Genomic DNA, 14,832 nt, shown 5'->3' with positions numbered 1-14,832 from the left:
ACTGGCGCGGAGGGAAGGGCAGACCAGCGCCCTCTTGCACGCGCAGCCCGGTATTCGCGATGGGTCATGCGCACGCCGTGGCCCCTCTTCATCATGGGTATCGCCCAGTCCAACCTGGTCGGCGCACTGTTCGTGTTGGGCTTCCTGCGGTTCGGTCTGCCACCGAGCGACCGGGTGGAACTGTCCGAGCTCGGCCCAGAGCGGCTCATCATCCTCGGCGTCTCGCTGTTCATCCTCTTTGTTGCCGGCGCCATCGTGAGCACCTACCTGCTATTACCTGTACTGCGCTGGCAGTACAGCTCCCCGGACTTCGAGTCCGAGGGGTCCGAGGATGTCCGCGTCCGCGCCTTACAGATGCCCTTCTACCGCACCGTCATCAGCGTGGCGACGTGGCTTGTCGGTGGCGCGATATTCGTTGCCGTCACCTGGTCATCTACCCATAGCTCAGTGCTGGTCGCCGCATTCGCGACGGTACTGGGGGCCACCACGACCAGCATCATCGGCTACTTGCAGTCCGAGCGCGTGCTGCGCCCCGTGGCGATTCAGGCATTGCGCCGTGGGGTCCCGGAAAATATCACCGCCCCAGGCGTCATCGTCCGCCAGGTTCTCACCTGGGCACTGAGCACCGGCGTGCCGATCCTGGCCATCGTGCTCACCGTCGTGGGACAGCGCGCGGGTTATCTGAAGTCCAATGCCGATAACCTCACCGGCTCCATCCTGATCCTGGCGATCATCGCGCTGGCGATCGGACTGATGGGCACCCTGCTGGTGGCCACCTCGATCGCCGACCCGCTGCGCCAATTACGTTGGGCGCTCAGCGAAGTGCAACGCGGCAACTACAACGCCCACGTACCGATCTACGACGCCAGTGAGCTAGGACTACTGCAGGCCGGGTTCAACGACATGGTGCGCGATCTGGGCGAACGACAACGCCTACGCGACCTCTTCGGCCGTTACGTCGGCGAGGACGTCGCGCGCCGGGCACTCGAATACGGCACCGAGCTCGGCGGTCAGGAACGCAGTGTGGCAGTGCTTTTCGTGGACCTGGTGGGCTCCACTCAGTTGGCTTCCACTCGAGGCCCGGCGGTGGTCGTGCAGGTCCTCAACGAGTTCTTCCGGGTGATCGTCGACACCGTCAACAAACACGGCGGATTCGTCAACAAGTTCCAGGGCGACGCGGCTCTGGCCATCTTCGGCGCTCCCATCGATCATCCCGATGGCGCCGCGGCCGCGTTGGCAGCCGCCCGCGAGCTGGCCGACGAGCTCACCAATGTATTGGGCTCCAATGATTTCGGCATCGGAGTCTCTGCCGGACGCGCCATCGCCGGCCACATCGGAGCGCAGGCGCGCTTTGAGTACACCGTCATCGGCGACCCCGTGAACGAGGCGGCTCGGCTGACCGAGCTGGCCAAGAACGAACCCGGAAACGTGCTGGCATCGGCCTCCGCGGTGATGGAGGCTCGCGACGAGGAAGCACTGCGCTGGAACGTCGGCGAGACCGTCGAGCTGCGCGGACGCAACGTGTCAACGCAGGTCGCGCGGCCGCGTCGCGGCTAAGTCGCCTTCTTGGCAGCCTTCTTCGCGGGGGCCTTCTTGGCCGGAGCCTTCTTGGCTGCCTTCGCCGGTGCCTTCTTGGCCCGCTTCACCGGACCACGCGCGCGACGATCGGCAAGCAACTCCGAAGCCCGCTCGTCGGTGATCGACAGCACGTCATCGCCCTTACGCAAGCTGGCGTTGGTCTCGCCGTCGGTGACGTAGGGACCGAAGCGCCCGTCCTTGATCACCATCGGACTACCGGTCGTCGAATCCGCACCGAGCTCACGTAACGGGGCGGCCGAGGCCGCCTGTCCACCACGGCGTTTGGGTTCGGAGTAGATCTTCAATGCCTCGTCGAGGGTGATGGTGAACATCTGATCCTCGGTGGCAAGCGATCGAGAGTCCGTGCCGCGCTTGAGGTACGGGCCGTAGCGCCCGTTCTGCGCGGTGATCTCCTCGCTGTTGGCGGGATCGACACCGACCACACGCGGCAAGGACAGCAGCTTCAGTGCATCCTCCAGCGTCACGGTCTCCAACGTCATGGACTTCAGCAGCGAGCCGGTGCGCGGCTTGGGGCCTTCCACCTTCTTGGCGCCCCGCTTGGGCTTCGCATCCGCTTCGACGGCGTCGAGCTGCTCCGGTGGTGCCGGCAGCACCTCGGTCACGTACGGGCCGAAACGTCCATCCTTGGCGACGATTTCGTGTCCGGTCTCCGGGTCAACACCCAGCGTCCGGCCCTCCTGCGGGATCGCGAACAGCTGTTCGGCCATCTCGACCGTCAGCTCATCGGGAGTGACTCCGTCCTTGACGTTGGCACGCTGCGGGATGAGAGCACCGGCTTCACCGTCCGGATCGGTGATCATCCGCTCCAGGTACGGCCCGTTCTTTCCGACCCGCACATAGATGGGGCGGCCCTGGTCGTCGTCGAACAGTTTGATCGAGTTGACCTCGCGGGCGTCGATCTCCTCCAGGTTCACACCCACCAGGCGCTTGAGACCACCGGCGCGGGCCACCGATCCCTCGGCACCGTGCTCGCCACCAAAGTAGAAGGCGTTCAACCAGTTTGTGCGCCGTTCGTTACCGGACGCTATCTCGTCGAGGTCGTCTTCCATGGCAGCGGTGAAGTCGTAGTCGACGAGCCGGCCGAAGTGCTGTTCGAGCAACCCGATCACCGCAAAAGCGGTCCACGAGGGCACCAGCGCGCTGCCGCGCTTGTGTACGTAGCCGCGATCCTGGATGGTCCGGATGATCGACGAGTAGGTGGACGGACGCCCAATTCCCAGCTCTTCCAATGCCTTGATGAGCGAGGCCTCGGTATAGCGGGCGGGCGGATTGGTGGTGTGTCCATCCGCGGACAGATCAGTGACCGTAACGGTCTGGCCCTGTGTGAGCCGCGGCAGGCGACGCTCCTCATCGTCGGCCTCGCCACCGGCCAGTTCATCCACGGTCTCGACGTACGCGGACAAGAAGCCGGGGAACGTGATGGTGCGACCGCTTGCGGTGAACACCACCTGCTCGCCGGACGTGGCGGTACCCGCCAAACGCAGGCTCAGCGTGGTGCCACGGGCATCGGCCATCTGCGAGGCAACCGTGCGCTGCCAGATCAGCTCGTAGAGACGGAATTCGTCATTGTCGATCAGTGAATGCAATTGGCCCGGAGTTTTGAAAGTCTCACCCGCCGGGCGAATAGCCTCGTGCGCTTCCTGCGCATTTTTTACCTTGCGCGTGTATTGCCGCGGCGAAGGATGCACGTATTCACTTCCGTACAACTCCGCGGCCTGGCTGCGCGCGGCAGTCAATGCCGATTCCGACAGCGTCGTGGAGTCGGTACGCATATAGGTGATGTAGCCGTTTTCGTACAGCCGCTGCGCGATGCTCATGGTGCGCTCGGAAGAGAAGCGCAGCTTGCGCCCCGCTTCCTGCTGCAGCGTCGATGTCATGAACGGCGGGTAGGGCTTGCGGGTATACGGCTTCTCCTCGGCGGAGGCGACCGTCAGGGTGGCCTGAGACAGCCCGGCGACCAGTGCATTGGCACGCACCTCATCGAGGACCAGCACATCGTCGGCCTTCTTGACCTGGCCCAGAGAGTCGAAGTCACGGCCGGAAGCCACCCGCAGTGCGTCAACGCTCAGCAGGCGGGCATTGAAACGTGGGGGCTTGGCCTCACTACCGGCGTCCAGTTCGGCGCCCAGGTCCCAGTACCCCGCGCTGCGGAACGCCATGCGATCGCGTTCGCGCTGAACGATGATCCTGGTCGCCACTGACTGCACACGACCGGCGGACAGATTCCGGCCGACCTTCTTCCACAGCACGGGGCTGACCTCGTAGCCGTAGAGCCGGTCCAGGATGCGGCGGGTCTCCTGCGCATCGACGAGGTTGTTGTCGAGGTCACGAGGGTCCTGGGCGGCCGCAAGGATGGCCTGCTCGGTGATCTCGTGGAAGACCATGCGCCTCACGGGCACCTTGGGCTTGAGAGTCTCCAGCAGGTGCCAGGCGATGGCCTCACCCTCGCGGTCACCGTCCGTTGCGAGATAGAGCTCGTCAACGTCCTTCAGCAGGCCCTTGAGTTCGGTGACAGTGCCCTTCTTATCGGGGCTGACGATGTAGAGCGGCTCGAAGTCCTGATCGACGTTCACTCCAAGACGGGCCCATGGTTCGGACTTGTACTTGGCCGGAACATCGGCAGCGGCACGGGGCAAGTCCCGGATGTGGCCACGCGACGACTCGACGACGTATCCGTCGCCGAGGTAGCCAGCGATCTTGCGGGCCTTCGTCGGTGATTCGACGATGACGAGCCGTCGCACTGCTTCGTCTCCTTACCTGCGCATTAAGCCGCATATGTACGGTGTAGGGGGCAGTCCACCGTGGTCACAAGATGACACCCCCGCGCCGATTGCGCAAACCTAGCCTTCCATATAGGCATCGGTATTCCCGATATCAGGGTGGCCAAAAGCGTGTTCGAGTCCTCACTAAACCGCTGCTAAAGCCCCGTTAGACCCTCGGCCAGGCGCGGAATGCGTCGGTGTCGCCGGGTGGTTCTCCGATGTTTTCCAGTAGCCGTCCCAGTCTGCGCCGCCCACTGATCCGCAACGCCGGATTGGCACCGCGTGTTCCGATCAAGGTCGGAGCAATGCCTACCCGCATCAGCGCTGCCGCCAGCGGCGAATGGGTATCGGGGGCGTGTGGGTCCAGTCCCAGGAGGTACCTGTCGGCCTCTGGTGCACCTGCGGCGAGCACCCATGCCCGCAGCTCTCGCGCACCCGGTAACCATTGCGCCGGCACGGTTTTCACCGCACCGCGGGTCCACTCACGCGCGACCGGCAGCACTGCGGGATCCATGGCGGTACGCACCAGCGGATGGTTCTCCGCGCCGGTCTCGGTGTGGCCCAGTTCCGCCTGCAGACCGGTCTCGGTGATCATCTCGGCCAGTGCCAGCGCACGCCACGTCTGGTCCACGACCACCGAAATCCGGGCACCCCCTCCACCGACCACGACCTGGCCTGGTCCGGCCAGCAGCCCCGCCAAATCGGTGACCTCGGGAGGCACCGATTCGGCGGAAAAGAAGGACAGCTGGCTCACAGTCACAGACAGTACTTTCTCCGCGAGCTGGGGGGCTCTCCCCGCGCGCGGGGAGATTCTTGGAACGAGAAACGCCCCCGGCACATGGCCGGGGGCGTTCCTTCGACGGATGTGGGTCAGACGGCGCGGACGCCGGTAGCCTGCGGGCCCTTGGGGCTCTGGCCTACCTCGAACTCGACCTTCTGGTTCTCTTCAAGGGTACGGAATCCGTTGCCCGAGATTTCGGTGTAATGGACGAAGACGTCAGCGGAGCCGTCCTCGGGCGCAATGAATCCGAAGCCTTTTTCCGCGTTGAACCACTTCACAGTTCCCTGTGGCATTTCTTTGATCTTTCTTTACTTGGGTTCGACATACCCGTTCGGCACGTCGGGCCCCGTTCCGACCGCCATACCCCGTGGAATGATCCTCGCAGTAACCGCGATCACAACGTCGATCCTGCGAGTGCAAAACACGAACACAGAAGCTGCGACCCCCTTAAGTAGAGCATGTTTGGGGCGTTGGCGATAGCGGTGTGCCACATAATTGCCGGGAAGTTCGGTGAACAGTGGCGAAACTTCGACCCTCTTTCGGCCTGCCCTACCCTGGCGTTATGGCCATCTGCGGTAGCGAGCCCGGCACCGTTTTGGCACAAGTGTGCAGGTCACGAGGTGTTTTGCGGTGACGTTTGGGTACGGTCGTGAACTGCTGGATCTCATCGTGGCCGGTACGCCCAGCGGCGAGACCCCGGTGCGGCATGTTTGTGATATCCCCGCGCGAAATGCCCAGGTGGCGGCCTGGCCGCAGTGGGCGCATCCCGACGCAGTAGCCGCGTTTGCGGCCCAAGGGGTGAGCGTTCCGTGGTCGCACCAGGTCGCCGCGGCCTCCCTGGCCTTCGCGGGACGCCATGTGGTGGTAGCCACCGGAACCGCATCCGGGAAGTCCGTCGCGTACCAGTTGCCGATCCTGACCGCCCTGGCCGAGGAGCCGCGGGCACGCGCGCTGTATCTGGCGCCCACCAAGGCGCTCGGCCATGACCAGCTGCGCTCGGTGCGCGAATTGATCACGGGGATGGAAAGTTTCGAGCGAGTGCTGCCCTGCGCCTACGACGGGGACAGCTCCAACGAGTTGCGGCGGTTCGCACGCGAGAGCTCTCGGTGGATCTTCACCAATCCCGACATGATGCATGTGTCCCTGCTGCATAACCACACCCGCTGGTCGGTGTTCCTGCGCGGATTGCGCTACCTCGTGGTGGATGAGTGCCATTACTACCGAGGAGTTTTCGGGTCGAATGTGGCTCTCGTCCTGCAGCGGCTGTTGCGCTTATGCGCACGGTACGGTTCGCATCCGACGGTGGTATTCGCCAGCGCCACGACCTCAAACCCCGGTTCGGCGGCCCAAGCACTGATCGGACAGCCGGTCGAAGAAGTGATCACCGACGGGTCGCCTCACGGAATGCGCACGGTGGCGCTGTGGGAACCACCATTGCTTCCGATCACCGGCGAGAACGGGGCACCCGTGCGGCGCCCGGTCAGCACCGAGGCCTCCCGACTGCTGGCCGATCTGGTCCAGGAAGGCGCGCGGACACTGGCCTTCGTCCGATCGCGGCGCGGAGCGGAGATGACGGCGCTCGGTGCCGCCCATCGGCTCGCCGAGGTCGATCCGGCGCTGGCGTGCCAGGTGGCGGCATATCGGGCGGGATATCTACCGGAGGACCGCCGGGCCTTGGAGCAGGCGTTATCGACGGGCGCGTTGACCGGTGCGGCAACAACGAACGCTCTGGAGCTGGGCGTCGACATCGCCGGATTGGATGCCGTTGTGGTAGCCGGCTTCCCGGGCACCGTGGCCTCATTCTGGCAGCAGGCCGGCCGCTCCGGCCGCCGGGGACAGGGCTCGTTGGTAGTGCTGGTCGCCCGCGACGATCCACTGGACACCTATCTGGTTCACCATCCGGGCGCGCTGCTGGACAAGCCGATCGAGGCGGTGGTGATCGATCCCACCAATCCGCACGTGCTGCGACCTCACCTGCTGTGCGCGGCAACAGAACTGCCGTTGACCGAGGACGACGTGCGATCCCTGGACGCAGCGGATGTGGTTTCCGAGCTCGTCGACGACGGCCTCCTACGCAAGCGGCCCGGTGGGTATTTCGCCGCCCCGGGGCTCAATCCCTATGCAGCGGTAGATATCCGTGGATCGATCGGCGGTCAGATCGCGATCCTGGAGGCCGACACCGGGCGGGTACTGGGAACCGTCGATACTGGCCGAGCCCCCGCGGCGGTGCATCCAGGAGCGGTCTATCTGCATTCCGGCGAGACGTATCTGGTCGATTCTCTCGATTTCAGTGACGGAATCGCACTGGTGCACAACGCTACTCCCGACTATTCGACATTCGCCCGGTCCACCATCGATATCGCGATCACCGGTGAAGGCGAACGGGTAGACCTGGGCGACATACAGATTGGGCTGGTACCGGTGGATGTCACCCACCAGGTGATCGGCTATCTGCGCAAGCTGGCAACCGGCGAGATCCTCGACTTCGTCGAGCTCGACATGCCGTCCTCGACATTGAGCACCAAGGCGGTGATGTACACGATCACCCCGGAAGCGTTGGCAGGCATAGATATCGATGCACTCGCCACACCCGGCGCCCTGCATGCCGCCGAGCACGCCGCGATCGGTCTGCTGCCATTGGTCGCCAGCTGCGATCGCGGCGATATCGGCGGGGTGTCGACCGCGCTGCAACCCGAGACCGGTCTACCGACGGTGTTCGTCTACGACGGCCATCCCGGCGGCGCGGGTTTCGCTGCCCGCGGATACGAGCAGCTGACGATCTGGCTGGGCGCCACCGCCGACGCCATCCAGGCGTGCGAATGTGAGGCGGGGTGCCCGTCGTGTGTGCAATCGCCCAAGTGTGGCAACGGGAATTCCCCGCTGGACAAGGCCGCGGCCATCAAGGTGCTGCGGTTGGTGCTATCCCGACTGCCGGGCTAGAAGGCGCGCGCGTACTGCTTGGGCACTGCGGGGCTCAGCTCGGCACCCAACTCACGCGCCGCCCGCCGCGGCCAGTATGGGTCGCGCAGCAGCTCGCGGCCCAGCAGCACCGCGGAAGCATCACCGGCGGCAAGGATCGATTCGGCCTGATGCGGCTCGGTGATCATGCCGACTGCCGCTGCGGGAAGGGATGTTTCGGCCTGGACACGCCGAGCGAACCGCACCTGGTATCCGGGTCCTGTCGGAATCCGGACATGCGGCACGTTGCCGCCGGTCGATACGTCAATGAGGTCTACCCCTCGTCCCTGCAACTGCCTGGCCAGCTCGACCGTCTGATCGGGTGTCCAGCTGCCCGCCTCCAGCCCGGGCTCCTCGGACACCCAGTCAGTCGCCGACACCCTGACGAACAGTGGCAGGTGCTCGGGCCAGACAGTGCGTACCGCCGTGACGGTGTCCAGGGTGAGCTTGGCGCGGCCAGCGAATGAGCCGCCGTACTCGTCGGTGCGGGAATTGCTCGCCGGAGAAAGGAACTGGTGCTGGATGTAGCCGTGCGCGGCGTGCACCTCAAGCACCTGGAAGCCTGCCCGCAACGCGCGCCGCGCGGCCTCCACATAGTCCTCGACGATCGCGGTGAGCTCCGCGGAGCTGGCCGCCGCGGGCGGCACGAAGTCGCCGTACGGCGCCTCGGTGGGACCAATTGTCTTCCAGCTCAACGGGTCCGAGGGGTCCAACGAGCGGTGTCCATCCCACGGCGCGACGGTCGACGCCTTGCGCCCGGCATGCCCGAGTTGTACCGCGGGGACGGCACCAAAATCCTTGACGCGTTCCACGATGGGCGCCCAGGCCTGCTCCTGGGTGTCGTTCCACAGCCCGGTGTCGTACGGGGAGAGCCGCCCGTGCGGGTTGACGGCAGTGGCCTCGGTGAACACCAACCCGGCCCCACCGACCGCGCGGCTGATCAGGTGGGTGCGGTGCCAGTCGTTCGGCGTCCCGGTCAACGGCCCGGTGGGGTCGGCCGAGTACTGACACATCGGCGACATCCACACCCGGTTGGGGATCGTGATGTCGCGCAGCCGGTACGGCTCGAACAGCAGGCTCATGGTCCGAAGGCTCCTCGCGTCGGTTCGGCGGCCAGCACGCTGGCCCGGCACAATCCAACGCAGACGCGCGCGAAATATTTCCCGTGCCGTATTACCCGGCCTGCTCCGTGGCGCTGCCCTGCTCGGAGACCGACAACGCCTCACGGATGAAGTCGGCGGAGAGAACGACCGCCTCGGCCGTGTCGCGTGAGACGGCGATGGCAGGGAAGGCGTGTAGCTGCCACGAGTAGCTGTGCACCGTGGCCACCACGCCCGCGGCGGTGAGCTTCTCGGCGAGCTCCAGGGCGTCCGGTTCCAGGAACTCGTCCTGCGCGGTGATAAGCAGCGTGGGCGGGAACGCCTCGACAGGTACCGATATCACCCGACGTTCTCCAGTGAATTCCACTGGACCCCTGTCGAATTTAGGCGCCAACTTGGCGAGCTTGCCCTTGGGCAGGTACGCGTCGTGACGACTGGTGCTGGACGGATTGGAGGCCAAGTCCAGATCCAGCAGCGGTGAATACCCTACATAGGCAACGGGTTTCGTCAGGCCATGGGTGTGCGCGTATTCGATGACCTTGCCGCTCAGGTACCCGCCGGCCGAGTCGCCGACGACGATCACCCGTGCGTAGTCCTGCAGTAGCTCGCGGTAGGCCTGCACCGCGTCCGCCACCGAGCTGCCCACACCGACCTCCGGCAGCTGCCGGTAGTCGAGCACGTAGACCGGGATCTGAAGCTGACGCGCCAACAGACCGGTGATCTTGCGATGGGTGGCGGGGCCGCACGCGATGAACGCACCCCCGTGCAGATAGAGGATGGCGGTGTCGGAATCGCCGGCCCGCGTCCCGGCCGGCACCATCAGATCCGTGGGCCTGTCGGCCAGCGCGATCCGCGTCCTTTCGATGCCGGGCGCGTCGGGACCACGCTGGGCGCCACGATCCAGCCATTTGAGCTGCCGAAGACCCGCGTCGAAGATCGGGAACAGGATCAGCAGCGGCTTGACGACGAGCAGCACGAACAGAAACGGCAACCGAGCCTTGAGACCCGACTTGGGGTGCAGGGTGACGACCATCCGGTAAAGCTACCGCCACCAGTTCGTGCGCCCGTAACCTCGGTCGGTGTCTGAGACCAGGACCCGACGTCAAGACCGTCGCACCGCTGTAACCACCGCGGCCATCCTCAATGCGGCCGAAGGGCTCTTCGTGGCGCGAGGGTTCCACGCGGTCACGATGGACGCCATCGCCGATGCCGCCGATCTCGCGATCGGTTCAATCTATCACCACTTCAAGAACAAGGAACGTCTCTATCTCGCCCTCGTCGAACGCGCGCTGGCGGTGCGATCTCCACCTGCAGAATCCGGGGTACTTCCGCATGATTGCCCTGCGCACCCTGGACGTTCCCCCCGGGCGATATGGCCGACGAGGTCGAGCGCCGGATCTCTCGACCATGGCTCGGACTTAATCCGGTGACCGGTCCACCGCGACGATGGCCGGTTTCTGCAACTACGAAGTCGCCGGCACGTCCGGTCGCGGACCACGTTCGGGCTCATCCCTGAACGTGGCGCGTTTCCGGGCGGGCAGTTTCTGGGGCCACCAGAACCATGGGCCGAGTATCCGGGCCAGCGGCATCACCAGGAACAGTCGGACGATCATCATGTCGAAGATCAGTCCGATGCAGATGGTGGATCCGGCCTGGCCGATGTTGACCACGTCGCTGGAGAGCATGGCCAGCATGGTTCCGGCAAGCACGAATGCGGCGGTGACGGCGACGTTGCCCGAGCCGGCGATGGTGCGGATCAGGCCGGTTCGGATACCTGCGTGCAGTTCCTCCCGGTACCGGGACAGCAGCAGCAGGTTGTAGTCACAGCCCACCCCGACAAGCACAATGAACGCGATAGGCAGTGTGAGCCAATGCAGTTCAATGCCTATCAAGGTTTCCCAGATGAATGCGGCCAAGCCGAGGGAGCCCAGGAAGGACAGCACCACGGTGATCAGCACAATCACCGAACCGGCCAGGGTGCGGGTGATCACCATGACAATCAGGAACACCAGCCCGAATGTCGCCAACATCATCGTCAGGATGTCGTTCATAGAAAATGCTTGCACATCACGGTAATTCGCGGACGCACCGGCTACCAGCAGATCGACATTAGACAGCGACGTCCCCTTGATGGCCTCGTGTGCAGCCGAGGCGGCCCGCTGAATTTGATCAATACCTTCCGGGCTCATCGCTTCGCCCTCGTGGTAGATCAAGATGCGTGCGCCCTTGCCATCGGGGGTCATCATGAACTTCAAACCGGTCTGAAAATCGTTGGTTTTGAACGCATCCGGCGGCATGAAGAAGAAGTCGTCGTTCTTGGCATTGTCGAACGCCTTGCCCATATCGACCATCGGGTTGATCATGGGCTCGAGCTGGGCGATGGTGGCGTGGAACAGGCTTTGCATCGTCAAAGTCAGCTTTTGCATGACGGCCATGTTCTGCACCATCGCATTGAGCTGCGTGATCATCTGCGGGGTGGCCGCATCCACCATGCTCAGGCCGTCCACCATCGGGCCCAGTTGCGAGGTCGCTTCGTCAATATTGTCGATCGATTCATTCAGCGAACGCATGGCCCAACAAATCGGAATGTCGAAACAGTGCGGCTCCCAATATAAGTAGTTGCGCACGGGCCGGAAGAAGTCATCGAAGTTGGCAAGATTGTCGCGCGTCTTGTCCATCGCAACCTTCAGCCCCCGAGAAGCCTCCACGGACATCTGAGTACCCGCGGACAGCTGACCGGTGATGTCCGCCATGTTCTTGCTCAGCTCCATCATGTCCCCCATCCGGGCGGCCATGGTGTCGATATCGGTGACACGGTCCTTCAAGAACCCCAGATTCTGACCGATCTTGGTTCCCATCGAACCCATCGCATACGGCAGCGAGGCGTGTTCCAGCGGCCGGCCATTGGGCCGGGTAATGCTTTGCACCATCGAAATACCTGGCGTACGAACAATGTTCTTCGCAATTCGGTCCAGACTGATCATGTCGGTGGTGTTGCGCATATCGTGATCGGCCTTGACATACAAGGTATCGATCGACAGCTGACTCGGCTGGAAATGCCGGTCCGCAGCGTCATACCCCCGAGACGACTCGACGCTCTTAGGTGCGTAATCGCGATCGTTATAGCTCACCGTGTAGTTGGCCAGGTTAGCGATACACAACGGAATCACCAGGGCGGCAACCGCAATCATCGCGACCGGCCACTTGGCGATCGCCGTGCCCAACTTACGCCAGACCGGACTGGTCTTGGCCGGCTCGGACAACCAGGGAACCTTGCTACCCAGCGTCAACAGGGCGGGCCCCAGCGTGAGCGCCGCGATAACCGCGACAATCATCGCCACAAAACACGGTGGACCCAGGGTGCGGAAGTAGTCGAGGGTCGTCAGACTCAGACACAGACACGCACCGGATATGGCGATGCCCGACCCCAGAACAACATGGGCCACGCTGCGCACCGAGGTGTAGTACGCCGACTCCCGGTCCTCCCCCGCGCGCCGGGCCTCCTGGAAACGACCCAGGTAAAAGATCCCGTAATCGGTGGCCACACCCAGAACCAATGACACTGCCATGTTCATCGCGAACGACGAGATCCCGATGACGTGATTTTCGACCAGAAGCGAGACCACGCCGCGGGCAGTGGCCAACGTAATCAACACACCGATCAACGGGATGATCGCCCGAGTGAAAGACCGGTAGGCGATGAGCAGCATCGCGATGATCACCACGATGGTGACGATCGTCAGCGTGACCATGCTCTCGTCGGCGGCATTGAGAGTGTCCGAGGCCAAAGGCGCCGGGCCGCTCACATAAACCGTGAGCCCCTCAGGCTTTTCCTTATCCAGCTTTTCGACGATGTCGCGGATGGCCTTGATCGACCTGTTCGAGTCGGCATCACCCAGATCTCCGGCCGGGCGCACCGTCAGCGTTGCCGCCTGACCGTCCGCGCTCTGCTGACCCGACCGGGTGACCGGGTCACCCCACAGATCCATCAGAGACTGGACGTGCTCTTTGTCCTCGAGCAGATCGCGGACCATTGTGTTGTAGTACCGGTGGTCCTGCTCGCCGAGCTTGCGGCCCTGGGTCTCCAGGACAACGACCGCCATGCTCGTGTAGTCGGACTCCTTGAAATCCTGCCCCTGGGTGATGGCAGCGGCCGATGAGGGTGCATCACGCGGAATCATCGCCTTGGCATTGGCCGCGGTCGTTTCTTCCAACGTGGGCACGAAAATGTTCAGAGCCGCAGCTGCCACCACCCAGAAGATCACCACCGGAATCGCCAGCACCCGGAGCAATCGCACAGGCCCAGGGCGCTTCTCGGGTTCCTTCGCCACCGGCGGTGCGGGCGGCACCAGCACCGGACCGGTATCCGCGTCCTCCGGCGGCTGCTGACCCGAGGTCATGCTGCCGTCACCGTGCATGCGACCGCGGCGCTGGCATGGTTCACGACCTGTTCCTCGCGAACCTCGCCATCGACCCGGATACGGCACCCCAACGAGTCCCCGTCCACCTGAGCCACCAGGCTCAGCGACGCCGCCGACGACATCGTGGTTTCAGAAACCGACCACGGCAATGACGTCAGCACGACATCGACCGGTTCGCTGTTGAGGTTGGCATAGGACACTTTCCCGCTAGCTCCCAAATCGCCGAACACCTCATAGGTGACGTTCTTGGGATTGATCTGAACAACCGTGGCCGGAATCGGACGGGTAGTCGGCGGATGGCTGATCGCCTGCGACTTCTCCCGAATCCGAGTGACCCCGAACCCAACGACCACGATGACAATCAGCGCCACCAAAGGCATCCACAACGTGCCGAGAATTCGTCCGGCACGGCCCCGAGACTGTTTGTGTCGACTCATAGCTGAGAACCCCTGGCCTGGACGGGATGGATAGCGGACACGCAATCCTCCTTGCCGCTCGTCATCGTTGTTACCGTTGGTAACATAGCTCTTGTTACCCGAAGTAACAAGTCGGCTACGCTGTCAACTCATGGAGGCAGGTTCGACGTCCGGCGCGGGGTCGCGTCGCCCGTGGGTAGAGCGCCGCGCGCACCTGTTGGACACCGCCGAGCAGTTGTTCTTTGAGCGCGGCTTCGCCGCGGTGTCGTTAAGCGACATCGCCCAGGCCGCAGGCGTCACCAAGCCCATTGCCTACCGCCATTTCAAAACCAAGGACGGGGCGTACTTGGCCTGTGCCCGGCGAGCCCAAGCCGACTTCGCGCAGGCCCTGATACAGCGTGCGGACCCCACGCGTGCCGTGCGCGAGCAGTTTGCCACCGCCGCCGACCTGTTCTTTGAGCTCTTGGAGACTCATCCCGAGCGGTGGGAGCTGATTTACGGCAGCGCCGCAGTGCTGCCCGCAGAATCACGGGAGGAACTCTCCGCCTTGCGGTTGGACAACATCGAGACGACCTATGCGTTGATCACCAAGGATCGTCCCGGCATACCCCAGCTTTTCGCCGAAGGACTCTCGCACGCCATGTCCGGGGCAGCGGAACGTCTCGGACACTGGTGGCAATCCCGCCCCGACCTGGACCGCCAAGACATGATCAATATCTACGTCGAAATCTTCTACGCCGCGGTGGCTCCCTATCTCGATTCACCGCAATCGACGAACAAACGCTGATCGGTACT

At 63.9% G+C, this 14,832-nt stretch carries 10 protein-coding genes and 1 pseudogene; 4 read left to right on the top strand and 7 right to left on the bottom strand.

The annotated features are described in order from the left end of the window. Positions 1-66 precede the first annotated feature (66 nt). Positions 67-1,557, top strand: coding sequence for an adenylate/guanylate cyclase domain-containing protein (locus DSM43276_RS01975; RefSeq protein ID WP_078324451.1), 1,491 nt, complete (start codon positions 67-69; stop codon positions 1,555-1,557). Here the strand turns inward: DSM43276_RS01975 and topA are convergent. The 3 genes from topA to DSM43276_RS01960 all read right to left on the bottom strand — a co-directional run bounded on the left by topA (position 1,554) and on the right by DSM43276_RS01960 (position 5,435). Next, complete coding sequence (gene topA, locus DSM43276_RS01970; RefSeq protein ID WP_078330448.1) at positions 1,554-4,340, bottom strand: type I DNA topoisomerase; 2,787 nt, start codon at positions 4,338-4,340, stop codon at positions 1,554-1,556. The genes DSM43276_RS01975 and topA overlap by 4 nt on opposite strands. 187 nt (positions 4,341-4,527) lie before the next feature. Further along, complete coding sequence (locus DSM43276_RS01965; RefSeq protein ID WP_078330449.1) at positions 4,528-5,115, bottom strand: hypothetical protein; 588 nt, start codon at positions 5,113-5,115, stop codon at positions 4,528-4,530. A 116-nt stretch (positions 5,116-5,231) separates the two neighbouring features. Continuing rightward, positions 5,232-5,435 carry a cold-shock protein gene (locus DSM43276_RS01960; protein WP_078292536.1) on the bottom strand — a complete coding sequence of 68 codons (204 nt, stop codon included), beginning with the start codon at positions 5,433-5,435 and terminating at the stop codon, positions 5,232-5,234. A 337-nt stretch (positions 5,436-5,772) separates the two neighbouring features. Between DSM43276_RS01960 and DSM43276_RS01955 the strand changes: the two genes are divergently transcribed. Next, on the top strand, positions 5,773-8,082 hold the full coding sequence (locus tag DSM43276_RS01955; RefSeq protein ID WP_136628969.1) for a DEAD/DEAH box helicase: 2,310 nt from the start codon (positions 5,773-5,775) through the stop codon (positions 8,080-8,082). Here the strand turns inward: DSM43276_RS01955 and DSM43276_RS01950 are convergent. Both DSM43276_RS01950 and DSM43276_RS01945 read right to left on the bottom strand, forming a co-directional pair. Then, positions 8,079-9,182: an NADH:flavin oxidoreductase/NADH oxidase gene (locus DSM43276_RS01950; RefSeq protein WP_078330461.1), complete on the bottom strand. Its 1,104-nt coding sequence runs from the start codon at positions 9,180-9,182 to the stop codon at positions 8,079-8,081. The genes DSM43276_RS01955 and DSM43276_RS01950 overlap by 4 nt on opposite strands. Positions 9,183-9,273: 91 nt before the next feature. Beyond that, the gene (locus tag DSM43276_RS01945; protein ID WP_078330462.1) at positions 9,274-10,233 is read right to left on the bottom strand and encodes an alpha/beta hydrolase; all 960 of its coding nucleotides are present in this window, start codon (positions 10,231-10,233) and stop codon (positions 9,274-9,276) included. Positions 10,234-10,279: 46 nt separating this feature from the next. Between DSM43276_RS01945 and DSM43276_RS01940 the strand changes: the two are divergent. Then, a pseudogene (locus DSM43276_RS01940) lies at positions 10,280-10,602 on the top strand (helix-turn-helix domain-containing protein); the annotation flags it as partial. A 61-nt stretch (positions 10,603-10,663) separates the two neighbouring features. Here DSM43276_RS01940 and DSM43276_RS01935 read toward each other — a convergent pair. Together DSM43276_RS01935 and DSM43276_RS01930 are read right to left on the bottom strand one after the other, a co-directional pair. Continuing rightward, complete coding sequence (locus DSM43276_RS01935; protein WP_078330532.1) at positions 10,664-13,600, bottom strand: MMPL/RND family transporter; 2,937 nt, start codon at positions 13,598-13,600, stop codon at positions 10,664-10,666. Then, positions 13,597-14,058 (bottom strand): MmpS family transport accessory protein, encoded by a 462-nt coding sequence (locus tag DSM43276_RS01930; protein ID WP_078330463.1) that lies wholly within the window; start codon positions 14,056-14,058, stop codon positions 13,597-13,599. Before DSM43276_RS01930 ends, DSM43276_RS01935 begins: the two co-directional genes overlap by 4 nt. Before the next feature lie 130 nt (positions 14,059-14,188). On the opposite strand from DSM43276_RS01930, the gene DSM43276_RS01925 reads away from it, so the two are divergent. Further along, entirely contained in the window at positions 14,189-14,824 is a 636-nt protein-coding gene (locus DSM43276_RS01925) for a TetR/AcrR family transcriptional regulator (protein WP_078330464.1), read from the top strand. Positions 14,825-14,832: the final 8 nt, after the last annotated feature.

Source organism: Mycobacteroides salmoniphilum (genome assembly GCF_004924335.1).
In the GTDB taxonomy this organism is placed as follows: domain Bacteria; phylum Actinomycetota; class Actinomycetes; order Mycobacteriales; family Mycobacteriaceae; genus Mycobacterium; species Mycobacterium salmoniphilum.
The sequence above is the reverse complement of the archived record's forward strand: the minus strand, read 5'-3'. Positions and strand labels throughout refer to the sequence as shown.